The following is a 23072-nucleotide window of genomic DNA, read 5'->3' as shown; positions in this document are numbered from 1 at the left end:
TTTTAGGATAGACGGTCGCGAAAATCTTCATATTCAAATTTTCTAATCAGTTCAAACTCGCCGTTCTTTCTCAGTATTCCTATAGAGGGGTGCTCAACGCCGTTAAAAAATGTGGTTTTAACCATGGTGTAGTGGATCATGTCTTCAAAAATAATACGATCGCCTACCTCTAAGGGATCGTCAAAGCTATAGGTGTCAATGACATCTCCTGCTAAACAAGAATTACCCCCCAGTTTATAGCTGTGTGCTTTCACGCCAGCTTCATCAGCCCCGCGCACTTCTGGACGATAAGGCATTTCCAACACATCAGGCATATGGCCTGTGGCCGAAATGTCTAAAATAGCAATTTGACCGTCGTTCTCAACAATATCGACCACTTCGCTTACCAAGGTACCTGTTTGCCAGGCAACCGCCGAGCCGGGTTCCATGATTACATGTAAATTGGGATAACGGGCTTTAAAGGCATTCAGCGTTTGAATCAAATGTTCAACATCATAACCTTCTCGCGTCATCAAGTGTCCACCACCTAAATTCAACCATTTTAATTGAGGCAACCATTGGCCAAATCGCTGCTCTACCGCGTTGAGCGTGCGTTCCGTCGCGTAGGAATCACACTCACAAAGATTGTGAACATGAAACCCGTCAATCCCTGATAAATCTGCATTTTCCAAGGTACTTCTTAGAACGCCCAAGCGGGATCCTGGCGCGCTCGGGTCATACAATTCGGTTGTTGCTTCCCGATGTTCAGGGTTGATGCGGATCCCTGCGGAAATGCCCGCAGCTAGTACCTGCTCTTTATACTGTTGCCATTGGGTAAGGCTATTAAAAGAGATGTGTTCAACCAAAGGCAATAGTTCATCGATATCCGATGATTTGTAAGCTGGTGAGTAGGCGTGGACTTCTTTGCCCATTTCGTATTTAGCCAGCTTGGCCTCCCAGACCGAGCTGGCCGTGCAACCTTTCAAATATTGACCAACCAAATCAAATGTTGACCACATGGAAAAACCCTTGAGCGCAAGAATAATATCCACACCCGTTTGCCCTTGAACCCGCTGCATTAATTGCAAGTTGGATTCCAGTTTTTGTTCTTCACAAACAAAGCAAGGGGAGGGGATTGCAGGATTTAACAAGGGATCTTTCACGGCTCGGTAGGTCCTATGTGACTGTATCTGTTAAGAGAGGTGAAGAACATCCTAAAGGATGTTCGTCACTTTGTGTTGATAGTTTATTGACTAAACGGGCTTTTTTCACATTCGATCACATGCCAAGGCAACCCATGCTTGTTCAACATGTCCATGAATGGGTCTGGGTCAAACTGCTCCATATTCCAAACGCCATCTTGTTTCCAGGTGCCGTTGAGCATGAGTGCTGCACCAATCATTGCTGGAACGCCAGTTGTGTAGGAAACCGCTTGAGCGCCAACTTCTTCAAAACAGGCAGCGTGATCACAATTGTTGTAGATAAAGATAGTTTTCTCTTTGCCGTCTTTCACGCCAGTGATGTAGGTGCCTATGCAGGTCATGCCTGTGTAACCATCGGCAAGCGAACCCGGGTTAGGCAATACAGCTTTAAGAAACTCCAGAGGAACAATTTGCTGGCCCTGAAAGTCAATCGGTTCAATGCTGGTCATTCCGATCCCTTCCAGCACGCGCAAATGAGTCAGATATGCCTCGCCAAAGGTCATCCAAAAACGTGCACGTTTTAATGTAGGGAAGTGTTTAACCAGAGATTCCAATTCCTCATGGAACATCAAATAAGAAGCTCTAACACCAATGTTCTGATAGTCGAGATCTTCACGAACACTCAAAGGGTCAGTTTCTTTCCACTGGCCATCTTCCCAGAAACGACCACGTTGGGTGATTTCGCGGATATTGATTTCTGGATTGAAATTGGTTGCAAAAGCTTGACCGTGATCACCGCCATTACAATCAACAATATCGAGATAGTGTATTTCATCAAAATAGTGTTTGGCTGCATACGCGGTGTAAACGTTAGTCACACCTGGATCAAAGCCGCTTCCCAACAATGCCATGATGCCTTTTTGTTTAAAGCGCTCTTGATAGGCCCACTGCCAAGAGTACTCAAATTTAGCGACGTCTTTAGGTTCGTAGTTCGCGGTATCCAAGTAGTCAGTACCTGTGGCTAGGCATGCATCCATAATAGGCAGGTCTTGGTATGGCAGCGCTAGATTAACCAATAAGTCGGGTTTAACTTGATTGATCAAGGCTTCGACTTCACTCGCATTGTCGGCGTCTACAGCAAATACACCTTTTACGCGATCTGTGCCCACTTCTTGTTGAAGTGCTTCACACTTTGATACGGTTCGGCTTGCCAAATATATTTCATCAAAATGCTCAGGTAATCGAGCGCACTTTTTCACGGTTACAGAGGCGACACCGCCAGCTCCGATAATCAAAACTCGAGACATACAAAAATCCTAATTTGTTGAATTTAACTCAATTTCGCGCATGCTATCACCGATATTTGTATACGCAAGAGTGGTTTTAAAAAATAGTCGTTTATACCGGGTAATTCCAGTTAATTGCTTCAATCCGTTACTACTGAGTGTGAAGCTGATTTCGCCGATTTGTAGGCTTTGACCCATTGCCATTGCCCAATACATGCCATGATCAAGAAACATAAATATAACGCCGAGGTTGGAAATAGTCCTTTTTGCCAATAAATCCAGATGGCAACAATATCGACGACAATCCAAAAGCTCCAGTTGAATAGCTTTTTGTGAGTCATGAGCCACTGTGCAGCCAGGCTGGTGGCAGTCGTAAAGGCGTCAAAGTAAGCAAAAGATGCATCGGTATGATTGTCCATAAACCAACCCCACCCTGATGCAGCGGCTAGCGCGATGAGAATTGTCAGCGCGTAATATCTGACACTACCGGGATCAACGATTACATGGCCTGTGTTATCCATATTATGCGACCATATCCAATAGCCATAAATCTGAAAGCCAATGTAAATGACATGCAAGATGGCATCAGAATAGAGCTTCACATCGAAGAATATCCAACTGTAGAGCGTTACCTGGATAAACCCGAAAAAGAAGCACCAGATATTGCGTCGGATAATCAGGAAAACACAGATAAAACCGCTGATGGTCGCAACCCATTCCAGTGGCGATGCGCCAGCAAACCCCATTATCCAATCGCTTATTCCCATCTTAAACGGCCAACTTTCTTATTGTTTTATGCACTTCTAGCACCTTGTAATCCACCCGTATGCAAAGCGAGAATTTTACTTCCTTGGGCAAACTCATTGTTTTCTACCATATGTCTGATTGCAAACAACATTTTTCCTGAATACACAGGTTCGATGGGGACATCAAGGGATTGCTGAAAATCAGCACAAAACTCATCTAGTTGCTGATTAGATTTAGCGTATCCACCAAAGTGAAAGCCATGCTCAATTTGCCAGTTCCGAGCACTTGGACACAGCCCTTCAACTAAAGACTCCAAATAGTTTTCGCCTTTTAGTGCCGCGACCCCTAATATCTTGGTATTTCGATGAGTAGCGGATTTGCCACAGGCTGCACTAAGCCCTGCAAGCGTGCCACCACTGGCAACCGGGGCAATAATCCAGTCGTATGGCTGGGTAAGTTCGACAATAATATCGTTCACGCCTTGTTGCGAGTGCTCGGAAGAACCCCCTTCAGGAATAATCGTTGCGCCTGGATGTTTGCGTATCAAATTACCGAGGAAATGTTGCTCAGTGCGCTGCTGATAAATTGCCTTGGACACAAATTCAATATTGGCTCCCCAACCTTGTATGTCGGTGAGCATTGGCGTCATGTTATCTGAATAGTCTCCCCTGACTATTGCCAATAATGGTACCGAAATTTGTGCACAGCAGTAAGCCAATGCATGGAGATGATTAGAGTACCCACCGCCGAAACTGATCACCATTTTAGGAGGAGATTGGTAAATCTTTTCTAAGGCATATGACAATTTGCGCCACTTATTTCCTGATATGACGGAATGAATCTGATCATCGCGTTTAAGCCATAGCTGCACTTGGTTATCATTCTGCCAGTCAACTGACAGTCGCTGCTCGATAGAGGGAAGGCAAAGTGACAACTCCGCTGTAAGTGCGTTACTTTTTTTATCCATGACGTAAGAAGCGTTTGCTCTCCGAATAGGGTGAAAAATGCTGTACCTCTCCCGTGGCGGCGCGTTGCTGCGCAGCTCGCCAATATTCGGCTGTCATCAAGTCAGGGTGGAGTTGTTTTAACAAATCCTTGAGGTGTTTTTTACCAACAATAAAATGCTCAAATTGTTCGGGAAATACGTCAACCGGCGAGACAGATAAGGTATCCATGGCAAAGGGATCATCGGACTTGGGTAAATCCCGAAAAGTGCGCTGATGCATTAAACATATTTCATCGTAATCATAAAAGATTACTCTGCCATGGCGCGTTACGCCAAAATTTTTGTGCAGCATATCGCCAGGGAATATATTTGCAGCGGCAATTTGCTTGATACACAAACCTAAATCATCGATCGCTTGAGCGACTTTGTTCTCATCAGACTCTTGTTGTAGATACAAATTAAGCGGCGTCATTTTGCGTTCAATATAAACGTGTTTGATGATGAGCTCGGTATCTGTCACTGCTATATTTTTACTGGCAACGTCTTGCAGCTCATTTAAAAGCTGCTGATCGACACGATCCAGGGGCAATCTAAAGTTTACATACTCATGGGTATCCGCCATGCGACCGACTCGGTCGGTCATTTTTACTAAACGATAGCAATCTCTAACTTGTTCACGGGTTACACTTTTACTCTCTGGAAATTCGTCTTTAATAATTTTAAAAACCACGCCGTATGAGGGAAGATGGAATACCGCCATGACCAGCCCGCGAATGCCTGGCGCGAAGGTGAACTTATCTTCAGATTGCGATAGGTGTTGTAGAAAATTCCGATAGAATACGGTTTTGCCATGCTTATAATGACCAATCGCCATGTATAACTCGAAATTCTTTTTGTTGGGCATCAGCTCTTGCAGAAACGCCACAATTTCCGCTGGGTAAAGGGTATCTGCCATAAAGTAAGAACGTGCAAAACCGAAGATAACACTCAAGTCTTTGTTCTCAGTTAGCAGAGCATCAACCACCAATTGTTTTTTATCGTTTACCAGCAGCGCAATGACAAAGGGCAGTGTTTGCTCCGGCATACAAATACGGCCAATTAAGTAAGCAGCTTTCCCACGGTAGAATACCGGTTTAAGTATTTCCACTGTGTGCACACGAGCTAGCTGTTCTCGATCAAGCCGTTGCCTTAAGGCATTGTCCAAGTTTTGAAGATCCAGTTTTTTATTTTCAAAATCAATTGCAAAACGGTAGATGGTCAGAATTGATGCCATCATCGAACCCACTGTGCCACTGGTATCGAAGCTGTTGACGATTTTTGCCCTGTCCTGGCCGGCGAAGTAGCAACGACTCGGCAGAATAAACATGATGGAGTCGTCTATTTTCCCGTGTTTATAGATGCGACCAATAACCGAGTTGTAGAAGGTTTCTGCTAGCTCATACTGTGGATGCTGATCAAGTTGTTCAGCGAAATTGCGCTTAACATCTTGCCAAAAATCAGTGGTTTGCTTGTGTGGATTGAGCAAGGTGTAGAGTTCGGCGACGGTGTCAGACAAACTTTGTTCATAAGTGGATATACGCTCTTTGACCGCGGATTGTGCTGCGTTCCATTGGGCTTGTTCAAACCGTAGTTTAGCGCCTGAAGTGATTCGACAGAACCATCGATAGTTTTTTTCAAATCCAAAAAGAATCTGGTAAGCAACTTTTTCTTGAATTGACTGCATAGTTTCTGTCAAAGTACAGTGTTGATGATTGTTCAGCATATTGAACCACAAATTAACCAAACAATAATAATAAAAAAGGAATCCTTGTGAGTTTTCCAGTATTGATATGTGATGATTCTGCGATTGCCCGAAAAATGGTGCAGCGCAGCCTGCCAGAAAACTTTGCCAGTGAAGTTGATCTTGCGACTAATGGCCAAGAAGCTGTCGAGAAGTTACAAGAGTCCACCTACGCACTACTGTTCCTTGATCTGACTATGCCAATCATGGACGGTATCGAGGTATTACAAGAGATCAAAAACAAATGTATCGAAGTATTTGTTATTGTCATCTCCGGTGATATTCAACCTGAAATGAAACAACGTGTTGAACAACTCGGCGCATTGGATTTTATTGAAAAACCTGTGGACGGGCATAAGTTACAAAGCGTATTGCAACGCTTTGGGTTGTATTGAAAGCTAACGAAAAAAATTTCATACAACAAAGATAAACACGCTCTAAAAATTAAAAATCCCCAATAATCTGACTTTGCTAGTTGACATATAGACGTCTATACGGCAAATTGCAGATATGAAAACAAAAACAATAATTAGCACCACCGGCATGATGATGATTACCAGCCCAATTGGGACTGTCGCCGGCTAGTGCTTAAAGAAATTTAAAAAAAAGCCCGCGAAACTAGCGGGCTTTTTTGTTATTTACGGCCCTAAAAAGTGTTTAGGTTAAAATATACAAGTGTGGAACAGGAGCGACAAATGAAGGTGTTGAAATTTGGTGGGTCGTCGTTAGCTGATGCAAAACGCTACTTGAGCGTGAAGGACATCAGTCTGGCCAGCCATCAGGAAAACGGTGCAGCAGTGGTACTTTCTGCACCCAAAGGTGTGACGAATGCACTTTCACTATTGTGTGACAGAGCGAGTGAAGGGAAAGATTTTGGCGAACTTTACGCCAAACTTGGCATGACGCTAAACGGCATCTGCGATGATTTGACCAGCACCTTACCCGCTTTTCGCACCGCCAGAATTCACCAATTCATTGATGTTACCTTGGAAGAGCTGAAACAACATCTGGACGGTATTCAGCTTCTTCGTTGTGCGCCAGATCTAATCACCGCCAAAATCCTCAGTATGGGGGAGTACGTCAGTGTCAACATTTTTAGTGAAATCCTGACCTCGCTTGGACAAAAAAATCACATTATTGATCCCGTTCAGTACATCGTAGCAGAAGGCGAATATCTAGATAGCATTGCTGATGTTGCAGTAAGTAAAGCCCGATTTGCTGACATGGTATACGATCCCGCAGAAGTATTAATTATGCCTGGATTTGTTGCCGTTAATCTCGACGGTGAAAAAGTTACTCTGGGGCGCAATGGGTCTGATTACTCAGCGGCAATCCTCGCTGCTTGTTTGGATGCACAATGCTGTGAAATATGGACAGATGTAGATGGTGTTTACAATGCTGACCCAAATCAAGTTGAAGGCGCAGTATTGCTTGACAAGCTCACCTACCAAGAAGCTATGGAGCTGTCTTATTTTGGCGCTAAAGTTCTGCATCCGAAAACGATCGGACCCATTGCTCAGCATCACATCCCTTGCTTGATCCGCAACACACTAAACCCAGCGGCACCAGGCACCTTAATAGGTAAAGAATCCAGTGAAATCTGGACCAGTGTCAAAGGCATTTCTCATCTTGATGACATGTCAATGTTCAACGTTGCTGGGCCTGGAATGAAGGGCATGGTGGGTATGGCCAGCCGTGTATTTGAAGTGATGTCTAATGCGAATATTTCTATCAGCCTGATCACACAATCGTCTTCGGAATACAGCATCAGCTTTTGTATCCACAGTAAAGACTCGGAACGTGCGCAAAATTTGTTGGAAGATGCCTTTGCCTTGGAACTGGCTAACAATCTTTTAGATCCTATAGAAGTCAGACACGATTTGGCTATCGTAACATTAGTAGGTGACGGAATGCGTCATTCAAAAGGTTTAGCCGCGAAATTCTTCAGTTCTTTGGCACAAGCGCGAGTCAACAACGTGGCTATCGCCCAAGGCTCTTCTGAACGCTCAATATCAACTGTTATTGAAAGCCACCGCGCCAAAGAAGCGGTTAAGGTTGTTCACCAGAATTTTTTCTCGAATTCCCACTCCATTGACGTTTTCCTGGTGGGGTGTGGCAATGTGGGGAAAGAGCTTTTGCAACAGATGGCACGGCAACAAAACCCATTGCTTGAACGTGGGATTAGCCTGAAAGTTTATGGCATAGCTAACAGTAAGCAGTTACTTCTGGAAAAAGGGGGAGTCGATCTCAATAACGCCTGGCCTGCGCAACTAAGTTTGTCTGAAACCACATTTTCTGTTCCAACGCTGGTGGATTTTGTGCAAGAGAACAGTTTAATTAATCCGGTTATCATTGATTGTACCAGTAACGAATTTATCGCTAGTCAATACGTCGATTTCTTGAATGCGGGGTTTCATGTTGTCACTCCTAATAAAAAAGCCAATACCAGTGAGATTAGCTACTACCGTCAGTTAAGAGCTACTGCACAGAAAACAAACCGTCAGTTTCTTTATGAAACGACCGTGGGTGCGGGGCTGCCAGTCATCGATAACTTACAAAAGTTAATCTATGCTGGTGATGAGCTAAAACGTTTTGAAGGTATTTTGTCTGGCTCTTTGTCCTTTGTTTTTGGAAAGCTAGAGGAAGGTCTGAGCATTTCCCAAGCAACCTCTACGGCACAACAAAATGGATTTACCGAGCCTGATCCTCGTGACGATTTGTCGGGAATGGATGTTGCGCGAAAATTACTCATAATGGCCCGAGAGGCCGATCTCGAACTTGAATTAGAAGACATTCAAATCGAATCTGTGTTACCGGACTCTTTTGATGCCAGTGGTTCGATTGATGAATTTATGCAGAATTTACCTAAACTAGATGAGCATTATCAACAGTTAGTTGATGAAGCAAAATCAAAAGGGCAGGTGCTAAGGTATGTTGGTTCCATCGAGAGCGGTCAATGTAAAGTGTCTTTAAAAGCCGTTGACAGCGCGCATCCTCTTTACACAATAAAAGAAGGTGAAAACGCCTTGGCGATACATAGTCATTATTATCAACCTATTCCGTATGTTATTCGAGGCTATGGCGCCGGGGCTACCGTGACGGCGGCAGGAGTATTTGCCGATGTACTGCGCACTATGCCTTGGAAGCAGGATGTTTAATTGATGATGAATGTAGATGATCAAAACAGCATAACGGCTTACGCTCCCGCTTCTATTGGAAATGTGAGTTTAGGTTTTGATTTACTTGGCGCAGCGCTGGCACCTTTGGATGGTTCTCGACTCGGAGATGAAGTAACAATTCAAAAAGCCGCTGAGTTTTCTTTAAGTGTTGAAGGGCGATTTGCCCACAAACTGCCTGCAGATCCGAAAACCAATATTGTGTACCGCTGTTATCAAGCGTTTAGTGCTAAATTGGGTGAGCGTGGTCAGACCGCACAAACTGTGCACATGACATTGGCCAAGAATTTGCCAATCGGCAGTGGCCTGGGCTCCAGTGCCAGTTCGATCGTAGCGGCGCTGCATGGTCTTAATGATTTTCATGGTCAACCTTTTTCGCAAAGTGAATTACTGTTATTGATGGGAGAGCTGGAAGGCCAAATCAGCGGCAGTGTGCACTACGACAACGTAGCACCTTGTTACGTTGGCGGTTTAACGTTGATGAATAGTCATTCGAATCAAATCGCTTTGTCGCTGCCAGTGTTTGAGAATTGGTATTGGGTTGTATGCTATTCTGGTATCAGTGTATCGACAGCGGAGGCCAGGAATATCTTACCCAAACACGTTGACATGTCTAAGACGATAGAATTCGGTCAGCAACTTGCGGTATTTGTTGATGCTTGTTATCGCCAGGATGAAGAATTGGCGGCAGCGGTCATGAACGATGTATTAGCTGAACCTTATCGAAAGTCGTTGTTGCCATATTTCGACCAGAGCCGCGAATACGCCATCGATAATGGTGGTTTGGCATTTGGGATTTCTGGCTCAGGCCCTACAGTTTTTGCCGTGTGCAACGAGTTAACACATGCAGAAAATATTCAACGATGGTTGAATGAACACTACATTCAAAACGATAATGGATTTAGTCATATTTGCAAAATTGATAAACAAGGGGCGATGACCGCTTGATTTTTGGGTGCCAGGGCACCGGCAACGAGTTTAAGGTAGTAATTAGTGGAACTGTTTAATTTAAAAGACAATACGGATACAGCCAGTTTTGCGCAGGCGGTTAAAAAAGGCTTGGGTAAAAATCAGGGGTTGTACTTTCCTCAACAATTTTCGTCATTTGACAACATTGACGAAATATTATCAATGCCATTTGTTGAGCGTTCCGTTGAGATCCTGACGCGCCTCATTGGCGATGAAATGGACAAAGAAGACGTCAAAAGCATTGTTGAAAAAGCCTTTATATTTGGTGCACCTTTAGTTGAAGTCAAAGACAACGTGTACAGCCTAGAGTTATACCATGGACCGACATTAGCTTTTAAAGATTTTGGCGGGCGTTTTATGGCACAGGTGCTTTCTGTTATTGCTAAAGGGCAGCCTATTACCATCCTGACCGCAACTTCTGGCGACACCGGTGCGGCAGTTGCGCACGCTTTTCATGGCATAGACAACATCAATGTGGTGATATTGTATCCCAAGGGTAAGATCAGTGTTTTACAAGAAAAACTCTTTACCACATTGGGTGACAATATTCACACTGTTGCCATTGAAGATGATTTTGATGCCTGCCAACAATTGGTTAAAAGCGCATTTGATGATCCGGAAGTCAGAGAAGGGTTGCACCTGAATTCTGCCAATTCAATAAATATCAGTCGACTGTTAGCTCAGGTGTGTTACTACTTTGAAGCGATATCACAACTTGAAGCTGATAAGCGCGACAACGTTGTTGTGTCTGTTCCAAGCGGAAACTTCGGTAATCTTACTGCCGGTATGATTGCCAAAGTCATGGGTTTACCGATTAAAAAGTTTGTCGCGGCGACCAACTCCAATGACACAGTCCCTCGTTATTTGAAAACCGGCCAATGGGAGCCGAGCACGACAGTAGCAACATTATCTAACGCTATGGATGTTAGCCAACCCAACAACTGGCCGAGAATTGAAGCGTTAATTGAACAAGGGTTTATCGACAAGAAACTATTAGTCGGAGACGCAGTTGATGAAGAATATACGCAGGTCGCGATGAAACAACTCGCTCAGTTGGGTTATATCAGCGAGCCTCATGCTGCAATTGCTTTCAAGTCACTGATGCGGTTCATGGAAGAAGGTGATACTGGGATTTTCCTGGGCACTGCCCATCCTGCAAAATTCCGCGAAAGTGTTGAAAATGTGCTAGGTCAACCTATTAGCCTTCCTCAACCTCTGGCAGATTGTGCAGGTAAAGAGATATTATCTGCTGAACTTCCTAGCGATTATAAAGCGCTTAAAGCGCATTTGTTTGCAACGTTAAAAGGTTAGTCTGTGCCGAGTTGGAAAGATCTGTTGGGCGAAGAAAAGCAACGCCCTTATTTCAAACAGATTATCGAGTTTGTCAGCAGTGAACGAGACAACGGTAAAGTGATCTTTCCACCGCAGCAAGACGTCTTTAACGCATTTAAAAGCACGTCTTTTGATGATGTGAAAGTGGTGATACTTGGTCAAGATCCCTACCATGGTGAAGGCCAGGCCCACGGCTTGTGTTTTTCTGTTTTACCCAGCGTTAAAGTGCCGCCATCCTTAAAAAATATTTATAAAGAACTGCATCAAGATATCGAAGGATTTCAAATTCCAGATCATGGATATCTGCAATCCTGGGCCGAACAAGGGGTGCTCCTGCTCAATACAGTGCTCACGGTGGAGCAGGGAAAGGCTCATTCTCACGCTAAGATAGGATGGGAAACCTTCACAGACACAGTGATAAAAATATTAAGTCAGCACAAAAAGGGTCTGGTGTTTTTACTATGGGGAGGTCACGCACAGAAAAAAGGTCAGTTAATAGATCGAACTGCCCATCATGTGCTCACTTCCACACATCCTTCTCCACTGTCCGCACACAGAGGATTTTTGGGCTGCGGTCATTTTAGCCAAACAAACAATTTATTAGAGACACAAGGTCAAATCCCAATCAATTGGGGTTAGCTAAAAATTATAAAAGTAATAAAAAAGCCCCGCATGAGCGGGGCTTAGTGTTTATAGATTTGCCAATTCTGCTTCGAGTGACATATCCATTTCTTCTAGTTCTTTTCTAAGGCGGTAGCGATCTTGAATCGCTTCAATTTCTCTCCACTTACGCTTTTTGCTTTTTGTTTTTGATGGGCGGGCTTCGCTGTCAATCATCGATAGAAGTTCTTTAGTATCCACTTGACGTCTCCATTTTTATTTTTTCGCAAATAAGGCTGACAATCGACTTGGTTTTTCCTGACCAATGTCGTTGCAAGTACAGTATGTACCATAGGCTTGAACAAAATAAAACACTTACTTTTACTTTTTATTAACAAATGATGAAGAAATGGTGACATTAGATCACAGGCCAAAAACCTCTATAAAACATTTGCTTAAAAAATGCACAAGGTATGACGTAGGTTATTGTTTTCGGAGCATACAGATAAAAACGTCATCACTGTGGTCCCTTCTGGCGCGCACGCAGTGGGGGATCTGATTAGTCTCCAAGAGATCTCCGACAAAAGCGCTCGGAGATGACGTGGGCGGAAGCGCTCGGAGATGACGTGGGTGAAAGCACTCGGAGATGACGAGGGTGGAAGCGCTCGGAGATGACGTATTATTAAACGTCTTCTCCGCGGTTTCTTGTGGGCGCACGCTGTGCGGGGATCTTATTGCGAATTAGCGTTTCGAAATGCACTAATAAGCTGGTTGGTCGAAGCATCGAAATCAAGGTTCGACTCGGAATCGACGATTTTATCCAACACTTGATTACCAAGCACTTTGCCAAGCTCCACGCCCCATTGATCGAATGAATTAACCTCCCAAATAGCACCTTGAACAAATACTTTGTGTTCATACAACGCAACTAATGCACCTAAGGTTTTGGGATCTAACCGATCAAATAACAATGTATTACTGGGTTTATTGCCCGGCATGGTTTTGTGTTTGGCCAGCGAGTGACGAGTTGCATTGTCGATATTCGCATCCTTAAGATCGGCATAACATTCATCATAGGTTTTCCCTTGCATCAGCGCTTGGGTTTGACCGAAACAATTAGACGCCAACATACTGTGATGCGTGTCATTTTTGTTAGGCACGTTAAGTGGCAACATAAAGTCTGCTGGTATCAACACTTTGCCTTGGTGGATCAATTGATGAAACGAATGTTGGCCGTTTGTGCCTTCGCTCCCCCAGATGACTGGGCCTGTAGCGTAATCAATATCATCAGCCTGATTAGCAATACGTTTGCCATTACTTTCCATATCTAGCTGTTGTACGTAGGCTGGGAAGCCCCGCAAATAATGGTAATAGGGCAGAAGTACATGGCTTTGTGCTGCATGAAAGTTGGTATACCAAACCCCTAACAAGGCCATCAGCATTGGCAAGTTCTCGTTCATCGGCGCTTGCTTAAAATGACAATCCATTTCGTAGGCACCTTGCAATATCGCGCGGTAATTGTCATAGCCGATAGTAAGGGCGATGGGCAGGCCAATCGCCGACCACAATGAATATCTGCCGCCTACCCAGTCCCACATAGGGAAGATGTTGTTCTCATCCATACCAAATTCGACCGCGGCTTTGACATTCGACGATACTGCCACAAAATGTTTGGCGATATCGCTTTGGCTTCCGCCTTGCTCCAAAAACCATGCTTTAGCAGTGAGGGTGTTTTGCAAGGTTTCCTGAGTGGTAAAAGATTTGGACGACATGACGACCAAGGTGTCTTCATAATCCAAAGCCGCAAGCACGTCAGTTATGTGACATCCGTCTACATTCGCCACGTAGTGCACGGTGATCCCGTCATGCCAATAAGGTTTTAGGGCCTCAGACATAATTTTAGGACCTAAAAATGACCCACCGATACCAATACTCACGATATGTTTGATTGCCTTGCCAGTTGCCCCTTTATGGTCACCTGAATGAATGCTTGCCACAAAATCACGTATTTTATCTTGAGTAGCCAACACCTCAGGCATTACATCTTGCCCATCAACGTAGACCGGCTGCCCAGAAAAGTTTCGCAATGCAGTATGCAGCACCGCACGCTTTTCTGTGTGATTGATTATCTCGCCAGCAAACATGCCGTCGCGTTTCCCAGACACGTTTTGTTTGTCAGCAAGATCAAACAAAGCGTCGAGAACCGACTCATTAATCAGGTTTTTCGAATAATCCAAAAAGATCCCACAGGCTTTAACGCTGTAACGTTTGGCACGTTGCGGATCCTGTTCAAACCAATCGCGCATGTGTTGACCATTTAGGCCTTCAGCAAGTGTGTTTAACGACTTCCATTGTTCGGTCTGGCTCAATGTAGACATGGCATTTATCCTGACTATTTATGATGACAATAAGTTTTTCAGCATGACTTCGAGTTTGTCTTGATCTTTGGCGAAGTTTCGAATGCCTTCTGCTAGTTTTTCTGTGGCCATAGGGTCTTCATTGTGTTCCCATCTAAATTGACTTTCAGTCAATTTATCCCCAGGTGTTTTGCTCGCGCCCTGGTCGATCAATTTGGTTTCAAGACCGCCAGGTGTGTTCGATAATTCTTCTAACAGATTGGGACTAATGGTTAGTCTGTCACAGCCTGCTAATTCTACGATCTCACCGGTGTTTCTGAAGCTAGCACCCATTACAACGGTTTTGTAACCATGTTCTTTGTAGTACTGATAAATTTTACTTACCGACAAAACGCCAGGATCTTCCGCCGCAGGATAGCTATCTTTTCCGGTACTCGCTTTGTACCAATCGAGGATGCGGCCAACAAAAGGAGAGATCAAAAATACGCCGGCTTCAGCACAAGCTCTAGCTTGGGCAAAACTGAATAATAAAGTGAGATTACAGTTGATACCTTGCTTCTCTAGTTCTTCTGCAGCGCGAATCCCCTCCCAAGTGGAGGCCAATTTAATCAAAACTCGGTCTTTGTTTACGCCTGCTTGGGCATACAGCTCAATGAGTTTCTGTGCTTTTTTAATACTGCCTTGCGTATCAAATGACAAACGTGCATCAACTTCTGTCGAAATTCTGCCAGGAACAATATCCACTATCTCTTTACCAATACTTACAGCGAGTTTGTCACCCGCATCTTCGATTTGCTGGGCTAGATCATTAGACTGTTGTTTGGCCCACGCAACCGACTCATCAATAAGTGATTTGTACTGTGGTAATTCGGACGCTTTGAGTAACAGCGAAGGATTCGTTGTCGCATCAACAGGTTGGTATTTTTTGATAGCTTCGATATCGCCGGTATCGGCAACAACAGTGGTGATTTCTCTTAGCGCAGTTAATTGATTTGTCATTGAAAACCTCTGGTGAAAAAACATAGCAAGTTGATTTATCAAGTTTGTATCTTGATATATTTACCATGCAGACATTAAGTTTTTACTTGGGCATAGAGTATATATGGTTAGCTCAAGGTTTCTAGGGCTACTCAACCGATTATCAAATTTCTACCCGACAAAACCAGAAAAAATAACACTAAGTTATAACTTCAAAGATTTTTTATGCGGGTCAATGTAATCTATACCATCTTTAGTGGGAACTAGCTTTAAAGAGATTTAGATGATCCACACACCTTGAATTTACATAACTAACCCTTATTCAATGTAGCTAAGCCAAATCGGTGAGTCTTGATTTGTCATTATCATCATTAGGCAAAATTCAGTGTTCAACCTGCCGAACAAAGCCAATACTTAATAGGAATAGAAATGCTCTTAGTTGTATCTCCGGCCAAAAATCTAGATTTTGAATCCTCGACTCAATCTCTGCCTTTTTCACAACCTGATTTCTTAGGGCACGCACAAGAACTCGTAGACCAATGTAAAACACTCAGTCCGGCAGATCTTTCTAGCCTGATGGGGATCAGCGATAAACTGGCGGGTCTAAATGCTGCACGCTTTTCTAGTTGGTCGACTCCCTTTGATCAAGAAAACGCTAAGCAAGCGTTATTTGCCTTTAATGGGGATGTTTACGCAGGACTTGAAGCTGACAAACTGAGCGAAGAAGATTTAGATTTTGCTCAACAAAGACTCCGTATCTTGTCCGGTTTGTATGGCTTGTTAAAGCCTCTTGATTTGATGCAACCTTATCGTTTGGAAATGGGGACCAAACTAAAAAATGGCCGCGGCAAAGATCTCTATGCATTTTGGGGAAAACACATTACTGAAGGTCTGAACGACGCGCTGCAACATCAACACGCTGAGGTTTTGGTCAATCTGGCTTCAAATGAATACTTTAAGTCTGTAAAAGCAGATGCTTTAAATGCAAAAATAGTGACCCCTGTGTTTAAAGATGAAAAGAACGGCCAATATAAAATTATTAGCTTTTTTGCAAAAAAAGCCCGAGGAATGATGGCAAAATATATTATTCAGAATCGAATTAATACGCCCGAGGGATTGAAGGATTTTAGCTCAGACGGCTATCGATTCTGCAGCGATGAAAGTAACGCTTCGACACTGGTTTTTAAACGCGCAGCGCAATAACAATTCTTGTCTGAGTACAAACTCAACGTGTATGATGGGCGAATAATTATTCCGTTTCACCGCCTATACCTTAGGTGAAACGCTGAACCCGAGGACGTTATGTTGAACCACTCAATGCAAGCTTGGTGTGTGCTTGTAATGACGCTAACCTTTGGTCCTGTTATGCATGCTAGTGCACAGGACGCTTCCCACTCATTAAGCTTTGAACAGTGTATAACCAACATTCAACAAACTGCACTCGAATCTGGAATTGACGCCAAATATGTTGATGCTGCTTTGGGTGATGTCAGAAAAATAGACAAAGTTCTAGAGTACGATCGGAACCAACCTGAATTTGTGCAAACTTTTCCTGCATATTTAAATAAACGGGTCACTGATTGGCGTATTGCTAAAGGCAAAGAGATGCTCAAAAAGCACAATGCTTTGTTGGCCCAACTAACGCAAAAATATGGGATCCCAGCCCATTATCTTGTGTCATTCTGGGGTCTGGAAACAAACTTTGGCAGCTACAAGGGTAAAATGCCTATTATTGATTCGTTGGCTACGCTGGCGTGTGATCCCAGAAGAAGTCGGTTCTTTACCCAAGAGCTATTGATTGCTATTCGGCTGATGGAGCGTGAATCTTTAACTAAAACCAAGATGCAAGGATCATGGGCGGGAGCCATGGGACATACACAATTTATGCCTTCAGCTTACATAAATTATGCTGTTGACGGCGATGGCGACGGCAAAGTTGACCTTTGGGACAGTGAGGAGGATGCGCTAACATCTGCAGCTAACTTCTTAAACCAGTTAGGTTGGCAAAGTGGATTCAGATGGGGACGCGAAGTTACGATCCCTAACGAGTTCGATTATGCATATGCGGGCAAAGACAGAACAAAAACACTTGCCCAATGGTCGGCCTTAGGGATTAAAAAAGTCGACGACAGTTCGCTATCTGATACAGATCTTAGTGCTTCACTTATTCTGCCAACCGGTGCCAGCGGGCCTGCATTTTTGGTTTATGCAAACTTTGATGTGATCATGCGTTGGAACAATTCGGAGTCTTACGCGCTTGCCGTGGGTTACCTGGCGGATAGAATTGTTGGTAAACCCCAGTGGTACAAAGCACTACCCGATTTACCGAACTATCCAATTAGCGACATGGTGTCTTTGCAAGAAGGACTAAATTATTTAGGATTTGATGTAGGCAAAGCCGACGGAATCATCGGTCCTGCAACGCGTGCAGGAATTCGAAGTTTCCAATTGGCCAATAACATGGTTGCTGACGGATACCCTATGCAATCAGTATTTGATGCTATCCAGCGAGAAGTACAAAAGCGTATTGCGATCGATGAACAGGCGCAGGTAGGTCAACGAGTAAAGTCAGAAATTTAGTCGACCCAAATCGGACAAGCGACGCCAGTAGGTATTACAATGGCTTGATCGGGAGCGGGTTTGTGTGGTGTTATCAAGTTTCGACATCGGCTCTTTCGGGCAGATATTTCATCAACATCTCAGCTAACAAGACTTGTTTGATTGGCTTGGTAATATAGTCATTCATACCCGCTTCGAAGGCCTTATTAAAGTCGCTTTTCATTGCATTAGCCGATAACCCACAGATAATTAGCTCGTCAAAACCTCTTTCACGTAGCATTTTGGTTGCTGCGTAACCGTCCATGTTGGGCATTTGTATGTCCATCAGTATCAAGTCGTAATGCGGAGAATTAACAACTTTTGTAACCGCTTGTAATCCATCTTCCGCGACATCAAAGGTAAGCCCCATTTGTCTCAACATTTCCCCTGCGACGGCTTGATTAATGGCATTATCCTCAACAAGCAAAATGTGCCCGGAAAGCTGATGATTGGTTAACTCAAACGCCGACTCATGCAACTCATCCTCGGTCAGTTGTAGATCGCATATTTGGTAGATAAATTCTTTGAATTGCGCAGGGCTGTATGGGTGCGCCATTACCGGAATCTTATATTTTTGTGCTAACAAAGCAGGCAACGTACTGGGTTGTGTATTGGTGACTAATCCTAAATGAATGTTTTTCGCCACAGCGTCGGCAATAGATTTTTGCAGTTTTTTATGGGTCTCCAACTCATCAATTTCAATTAAAAGAATACTATCTGAGGGCGCATCGAGGATAAACTGCTCAAGGGATGTCTCGTCAAGTTGTTGGTAATGTGCATCGATTGCTTTGAGGTATTGTTTAGCTATTACTTGGCAGTCATTGATGCGATAAAAGCAGAGGTGTTTGTCGATAGACATATTCATGATTCTATCTGAGTCGTCTTCAACCCTCATAGGTACACAAACGTCAAATCGGGTCCCGACGTTAACCTCAGAATCGACAGCCACTGAGCCTTGCATTAAATTAACCAGCTGTTTGACTATCGAGAGTCCAAGGCCAGTACCTCCAAACTGACGACTTGTCGACCCATCAGCTTGAGTAAAAGGTGCAAAAACGTTGTTCAGTTGTTGCTCATCCATGCCAATACCGGTATCGATTACCGACATTTTAAGATCTATCGAATGGGTATTGGTATATGCAAAGTCGATTTCTATTTTAACTGTTCCATTTCGCGTGAATTTAACGGCGTTGGTGCACAAATTGAGCATTACTTGACTGATCCTAAGTGGATCGCCAATCAGTTGCACGGGCAAGTCAGGATTGACCATAAACTGGATATTTAAGTTCTTCTCTTTTGCTTTTACCGAAATGTTTGACAATAAATTTTCGAACAATGATTTAGGCGAAAACAGCACATTTTCTATATCAAGCTTGCCTGCTTCAATCTTCGAAAAATCAAGTATATCGTTAATTAAACTCATCAAAATATGTGATGAAAAGGCAACTTTGCGCAAATTCTCACGCTGTTCGGTCGTCAATTCGGATTTAAGCACAATTTCAATCAAGCCAATTATCCCATTCATTGGGGTGCGTATTTCATGACTCATATTGGCCAGAAAAATGCTTTTGGACGCCGTTGCTTGCTCTGCTTTTAGTGTCGAAAGGGCAAGGTCGTTATTAAGTTTTTCCTGTTGTACATTGAGTTGTTTGGCGTTTTCTAATAACTCAGTGGTTTGCAGATTCTTCTCGTGAAAAACATTGGCCGCAGAAGCTAATTCACCAATTTCATCTTTACGCTCCGTAAGGGGAACTTGCTCAATGTCTTTTCCATCTGCCAGCGTATTAAAAAGTTCTGTCATGGTGTTAATGGGCAACATTACGCGGTATACAAAAAACAACGCAGCAAACAAGGCCAGAGCGATACTTATGCCAGCAAATAAATCGTTATTAACTTGTGCAACATTTGCTTTTTGTAAAACGCTTGCCTTGGTTTGTTGCTGATTGTCTGTTACCAATTGACTAAGTTCTCTTGCTAAATACAAAAACTCGTTAGCAGAGCCGGCCATGACAACATTGACCAAAAACAAATAGCCACGGGTGACCTGGGTCAATTGTAAAAAATCAGCGGATAATTTTGATAGTCCTTGCTCGATACTCTGATCGAATCCATTGGCACCAGATAATGGTATCAATGCTTCACGGGTGAGGATTAGCTCCCGCTTAAATTGCTCTATAATTCCGGGATCTGGGCTGATTAAGAAATTAAGTGCTTTTGCTTGAGAGGATGCAAGATGATAGCGCGCTGTTGCAAGTCCAGTGCGTTCTAGCTCGTTTAGCAAATGACTGTTTTCATAGTCTTTGAGTTTAGTTTCCAAAGTTTGAATGTCTAGCTCGATACCATCTCGGTACAGATTTTCCTGGCGGCTACGTCCTTCTACCACGGTCTCAAAATTACTTCGGTAATCTTCTAGATGAGAGCGCATACGAGTGACCAGGTCTTGATAGGCTTCAACATTCTGTTCTAAGGCTACCGAGTCTTCCAACAGCCCTAAGTTACTTACTACCTTGTTGTAAATGGAATCAAATCGTGTCAGTACCGAACTGCTAGCGGTTTGCTTGAATATTAAAACGAAGCGCTGCAGGTCCAGTACGTCCTTTTCCAATTCACTAACAATGTTGACCCGCTCAACGGTGCGTTGGGAGAGCTCTATTCCGTCATTGAACCTTTGCTGATTTTCACGCGACACGAAGCCTTGCGCGACCAGGAGCAATACCATGGCGAACAGCACGATGGAAATCTGAAATTTAAGTGACCTGAACAATCAATCCTTGCCTCAGTGATTATGTACTAATGAACTCGTACCACTTTTGTAAACTATATTCATAGATAGGCATCACTGTATTCCATACTGCAACATTACTGAAACGTTTTTCGTAACTGCCACCTGTTCGGATGTCACCTTTTTTAACTGAAATATTACCATCGGTGCCACGCAAATCTTCTGCCGCGGCTTTACCCTGATACCAATAATCCCATTCAGCGTTACTTAAATATTTTGCTGAACGTTGCGGATTGGAAATGTAATAACCTTGTCGTGCAATGAATGCACCCGGCCAACCGGACAACCACCAGTTCATGTAATCATAAGCTGCGTCCTTTTTACTGCCTTGAGTTGCTGAAGACAGGCACATAACGCCGTGCCAACCTCGATAACCCTCTTTCGGGGCCGCAAAGGTGACGGGCACATTTTGACCGTTTAGTGCCGACACAGCAGGTGAAAACATACTTTCAATATGCACACGATTAGTTCGCATGAAATCAACGGATTCGGGTACTGAGGTCCAAAAACCACTGAAATGGTTATTTTGCTTAAGCTCGATAAGATGATTAAACAGGATATCCAACTCTTGTTTGGTCATCGCGCCAATATCGCCAAAAGTCACAACGCCATTGGCTTGGGCGGCCAAAGCCAAATCAAAGAGTCCGATGGTCGGTGCATTGACAATCCCAACTTTGCCTCTGTGTTTTTCGTCCAGCAGCCATCCCCAACTCTCTGTTTCATATGGGATGCCCTTAGGAATGACGTTGGTGTTGTAGCCAAATGAATCGACATTATGAACATAAGGCAGGAAGCTTATTTTATCGGTATGGGGTATTCCCAGAGAATTGTCTTCTTGCACGTGCAATAATTTGTAAGGTGCATCACCCGCGCCAAATTTTGCATCCTTGGCGACTTTGCCTGTTTTAGTCAAAGCGTTGATTTCAGTCCAATTGCTGATGCGTTTTTTTTCGATAGGTTGAATGGAACCAGATCGCCACAACACATTGATGCTATTTGACCATTGTTCAAATAAATCAAATGAACTAGGCGCCATGGAGGCTTTTTGCAATACCGCAGCACTGCCTTTTGGTTCAAAAAGTAAATCGATTCCTAAGTCAGCCATGGCTTTTTGACGCAGCTCCTCTTGCAGCGTCACATGGGTGCCCAGAATTTTAAGCTGTACCTTATTACGTGCAAAAACATAAGGTGCTTTAGCCAAAGCAAGAGTAGCCAGACTGCCTGACGTTAATTTCTTTAGCGTGGCCCGTTTGGAGCGGTTAACCACTGACTCGGATTTTGACATCTCGACCTTACTTTTCACAAATACGTCTTAAAAATTAGTACATTAGTGACGCTTTATCAATTAAACCTTAGTCTATGAAGTGAACGATAATTATTCCCTGTAAAGTTTTTGCTCGAAACGCAAAGTTTGGCTATTACTGCCTTGTTTCATTACTATTTGAAACCGATAATGTTCTTCGTCATCAAAAGAAAAAGGTGCTAAGTAATAAATCGCTTTGCCCTCTTTGACTTGTTTGAATTGCAGTTTAGTGGTTGTGCCTAAAAGATTTCTTGCTGTCCCTGTAATTTCCAATTCTTGGGCTTCTTTAGTTCGGCGATCCAGCACTGAAATATTAATTAAAGTATTGTTGGGACTACGTTGGATACTGTTGATTCGGGCGATTTCAGGCGTTAAAAACGTAGTGTTGAAGGCGATATAGTGCACTTCCCAGTCACCCAAAACCCGTTTTTGCTCAGCAAAAGCAGGGCTGGATAACCACATACCCAGCCACAAAAACACTATAACTAGTATTTTATGTTCTATTTTAAAGTATTTACTCATAATACTGAACGAACCCTAATGCACCAATTAAGTTCATTGAAAACCCAACAGTTTCATCAAAAAAATCAGAGCAATTATTAGAATCATCGGTGACAAATCCAACCCGCCAATAGGCGGTATTATTCTGCGAATTGGTGCAACCAGTGGTTCAGTGAGTTGATGCAACAGATACTCAAGTGGGTTTTGCCCTTGGCTAACCCAGCTCAAGATAGCGCGGATGATCAATACCCAGAATACTAACTGCATTGCCTCTGAAATCAAGAAAAACAAGGCCATAAGAAGCAAATCTACAATGTCGCTAGACATATACCCCTGAATTGCCAAAACAGTCCAAGTGCGCAGCAAAGCCACTGCAAAAGCCAATACTAAGGTTGCTGTATCTAATCGTCCAAATGAAGGAATAAAGCGCCGTAATGGTCCAACAATAGGGTGAGTCGCCTTCACCACAAACTGGCTAAATTGGTTGTAAAAATCAGCCTGAGCCAATTGTAACCAGACGCGCAAAAGCACCACCATCAAATATAGAGAAAACAGGGTGCTAACTAAAAATACCATTGCATTCATAACAACATCTT

At 43.5% G+C, this 23072-nt stretch carries 19 protein-coding genes; 7 read left to right on the top strand and 12 right to left on the bottom strand.

Going from position 1 to position 23072, the window contains the following annotated elements:
- Positions 1–2 precede the first annotated feature (2 nt).
- The 5 genes from nspC to aceK form a co-directional block, all read right to left on the bottom strand.
- Positions 3–1142 carry a carboxynorspermidine decarboxylase gene (nspC, locus tag FM019_RS08600; protein WP_143835514.1) on the bottom strand — a complete coding sequence of 380 codons (1140 nt, stop codon included), beginning with the start codon at positions 1140–1142 and terminating at the stop codon, positions 3–5.
- A gap of 83 nt (positions 1143–1225) precedes the next feature.
- Entirely contained in the window at positions 1226–2428 is a 1203-nt protein-coding gene (locus FM019_RS08595; RefSeq protein ID WP_143835513.1) for a saccharopine dehydrogenase family protein, read from the bottom strand.
- Between the two features lie 119 nt (positions 2429–2547).
- Entirely contained in the window at positions 2548–3174 is a 627-nt protein-coding gene (gene pnuC / locus FM019_RS08590) for a nicotinamide riboside transporter PnuC (protein ID WP_143835512.1), read from the bottom strand.
- Between the two features lie 26 nt (positions 3175–3200).
- The gene (locus FM019_RS08585) at positions 3201–4121 is read right to left on the bottom strand and encodes a 1-aminocyclopropane-1-carboxylate deaminase/D-cysteine desulfhydrase (protein WP_143835511.1); all 921 of its coding nucleotides are present in this window, start codon (positions 4119–4121) and stop codon (positions 3201–3203) included.
- On the bottom strand, positions 4114–5823 hold the full coding sequence (gene aceK, locus FM019_RS08580; RefSeq protein WP_143835510.1) for a bifunctional isocitrate dehydrogenase kinase/phosphatase: 1710 nt from the start codon (positions 5821–5823) through the stop codon (positions 4114–4116). The genes FM019_RS08585 and aceK overlap by 8 nt, the downstream gene beginning before the upstream one ends.
- 86 nt (positions 5824–5909) lie before the next feature.
- Here aceK and FM019_RS08575 point away from each other — a divergent pair, with 86 nt between their 5' ends.
- From FM019_RS08575 to ung, 5 genes are all read left to right on the top strand, one after another.
- Positions 5910–6275, top strand: a complete 366-nt coding sequence (locus FM019_RS08575) for a response regulator (protein WP_143835509.1) — start codon at positions 5910–5912, stop codon at positions 6273–6275.
- Positions 6276–6575: 300 nt separating this feature from the next.
- On the top strand, positions 6576–9038 hold the full coding sequence (gene thrA / locus FM019_RS08570; RefSeq protein WP_143835508.1) for a bifunctional aspartate kinase/homoserine dehydrogenase I: 2463 nt from the start codon (positions 6576–6578) through the stop codon (positions 9036–9038).
- A gap of 3 nt (positions 9039–9041) precedes the next feature.
- On the top strand, positions 9042–10004 hold the full coding sequence (gene thrB, locus FM019_RS08565; protein WP_143835792.1) for a homoserine kinase: 963 nt from the start codon (positions 9042–9044) through the stop codon (positions 10002–10004).
- A gap of 45 nt (positions 10005–10049) precedes the next feature.
- The gene (thrC, locus tag FM019_RS08560) at positions 10050–11336 is read left to right on the top strand and encodes a threonine synthase (RefSeq protein WP_143835507.1); all 1287 of its coding nucleotides are present in this window, start codon (positions 10050–10052) and stop codon (positions 11334–11336) included.
- A 3-nt stretch (positions 11337–11339) separates the two neighbouring features.
- The gene (gene ung / locus FM019_RS08555) at positions 11340–11996 is read left to right on the top strand and encodes a uracil-DNA glycosylase (RefSeq protein WP_143835506.1); all 657 of its coding nucleotides are present in this window, start codon (positions 11340–11342) and stop codon (positions 11994–11996) included.
- Positions 11997–12047: 51 nt separating this feature from the next.
- On the opposite strand, the gene FM019_RS08550 is transcribed toward ung, so the two are convergent.
- The 3 genes from FM019_RS08550 to tal all read right to left on the bottom strand — a co-directional run bounded on the left by FM019_RS08550 (position 12048) and on the right by tal (position 15313).
- Positions 12048–12218, bottom strand: a complete 171-nt coding sequence (locus FM019_RS08550) for a DUF3545 family protein (protein ID WP_143835505.1) — start codon at positions 12216–12218, stop codon at positions 12048–12050.
- 470 nt (positions 12219–12688) lie between these two features.
- Positions 12689–14335, bottom strand: coding sequence for a glucose-6-phosphate isomerase (pgi, locus tag FM019_RS08545; RefSeq protein ID WP_143835504.1), 1647 nt, complete (start codon positions 14333–14335; stop codon positions 12689–12691).
- Positions 14336–14353: 18 nt separating this feature from the next.
- On the bottom strand, positions 14354–15313 hold the full coding sequence (gene tal / locus FM019_RS08540) for a transaldolase (RefSeq protein WP_143835503.1): 960 nt from the start codon (positions 15311–15313) through the stop codon (positions 14354–14356).
- Positions 15314–15721: 408 nt separating this feature from the next.
- Between tal and yaaA the strand changes: the two genes are divergently transcribed.
- Together yaaA and FM019_RS08530 are read left to right on the top strand one after the other, a co-directional pair.
- On the top strand, positions 15722–16495 hold the full coding sequence (gene yaaA / locus FM019_RS08535; protein ID WP_143835502.1) for a peroxide stress protein YaaA: 774 nt from the start codon (positions 15722–15724) through the stop codon (positions 16493–16495).
- Between the two features lie 99 nt (positions 16496–16594).
- Positions 16595–17872 carry a lytic murein transglycosylase gene (locus FM019_RS08530; RefSeq protein WP_143835501.1) on the top strand — a complete coding sequence of 426 codons (1278 nt, stop codon included), beginning with the start codon at positions 16595–16597 and terminating at the stop codon, positions 17870–17872.
- Positions 17873–17945: 73 nt separating this feature from the next.
- Here FM019_RS08530 and FM019_RS08525 read toward each other — a convergent pair whose 3' ends face one another.
- From FM019_RS08525 to FM019_RS08510, 4 genes are all read right to left on the bottom strand, one after another.
- Positions 17946–20654 carry a hybrid sensor histidine kinase/response regulator gene (locus FM019_RS08525; RefSeq protein ID WP_143835500.1) on the bottom strand — a complete coding sequence of 903 codons (2709 nt, stop codon included), beginning with the start codon at positions 20652–20654 and terminating at the stop codon, positions 17946–17948.
- A 19-nt stretch (positions 20655–20673) separates the two neighbouring features.
- The gene (locus FM019_RS08520; protein ID WP_143835791.1) at positions 20674–21957 is read right to left on the bottom strand and encodes a PotD/PotF family extracellular solute-binding protein; all 1284 of its coding nucleotides are present in this window, start codon (positions 21955–21957) and stop codon (positions 20674–20676) included.
- 90 nt (positions 21958–22047) lie between these two features.
- Positions 22048–22497 (bottom strand): DUF4426 domain-containing protein, encoded by a 450-nt coding sequence (locus FM019_RS08515; protein ID WP_143835499.1) that lies wholly within the window; start codon positions 22495–22497, stop codon positions 22048–22050.
- A gap of 33 nt (positions 22498–22530) precedes the next feature.
- Positions 22531–23061, bottom strand: coding sequence for a YggT family protein (locus tag FM019_RS08510; RefSeq protein ID WP_143835498.1), 531 nt, complete (start codon positions 23059–23061; stop codon positions 22531–22533).
- Positions 23062–23072: the final 11 nt, after the last annotated feature.

The organism is Aliiglaciecola sp. M165 (assembly GCF_007197995.1).
Classification (GTDB): domain Bacteria; phylum Pseudomonadota; class Gammaproteobacteria; order Enterobacterales; family Alteromonadaceae; genus Aliiglaciecola.
The sequence above is the reverse complement of the archived record's forward strand: the minus strand, read 5'-3'. Positions and strand labels throughout refer to the sequence as shown.

What these genes read in the sequence shown, in the direction of transcription:
- FM019_RS08595 (WP_143835513.1), bottom strand. Translation starts at nt 2,428, where the DNA reads ATGTCTCGAGTTTTGATTATCGGAGCTGGCGGTGTCGCCTCTGTAACC.
- pnuC (WP_143835512.1), bottom strand. Translation starts at nt 3,174, where the DNA reads ATGGGAATAAGCGATTGGATAATGGGGTTTGCTGGCGCATCGCCACTG.
- FM019_RS08585 (WP_143835511.1), bottom strand. Translation starts at nt 4,121, where the DNA reads ATGGATAAAAAAAGTAACGCACTTACAGCGGAGTTGTCACTTTGCCTT.
- aceK (WP_143835510.1), bottom strand. Translation starts at nt 5,823, where the DNA reads ATGCAGTCAATTCAAGAAAAAGTTGCTTACCAGATTCTTTTTGGATTT.
- thrA (WP_143835508.1), top strand. Translation starts at nt 6,576, where the DNA reads ATGAAGGTGTTGAAATTTGGTGGGTCGTCGTTAGCTGATGCAAAACGC.
- thrB (WP_143835792.1), top strand. Translation starts at nt 9,042, where the DNA reads ATGATGAATGTAGATGATCAAAACAGCATAACGGCTTACGCTCCCGCT.
- pgi (WP_143835504.1), bottom strand. Translation starts at nt 14,335, where the DNA reads ATGTCTACATTGAGCCAGACCGAACAATGGAAGTCGTTAAACACACTT.
- tal (WP_143835503.1), bottom strand. Translation starts at nt 15,313, where the DNA reads ATGACAAATCAATTAACTGCGCTAAGAGAAATCACCACTGTTGTTGCC.
- yaaA (WP_143835502.1), top strand. Translation starts at nt 15,722, where the DNA reads ATGCTCTTAGTTGTATCTCCGGCCAAAAATCTAGATTTTGAATCCTCG.
- FM019_RS08530 (WP_143835501.1), top strand. Translation starts at nt 16,595, where the DNA reads ATGTTGAACCACTCAATGCAAGCTTGGTGTGTGCTTGTAATGACGCTA.
- FM019_RS08520 (WP_143835791.1), bottom strand. Translation starts at nt 21,957, where the DNA reads ATGTCAAAATCCGAGTCAGTGGTTAACCGCTCCAAACGGGCCACGCTA.
- FM019_RS08515 (WP_143835499.1), bottom strand. Translation starts at nt 22,497, where the DNA reads ATGAGTAAATACTTTAAAATAGAACATAAAATACTAGTTATAGTGTTT.
- FM019_RS08510 (WP_143835498.1), bottom strand. Translation starts at nt 23,061, where the DNA reads ATGAATGCAATGGTATTTTTAGTTAGCACCCTGTTTTCTCTATATTTG.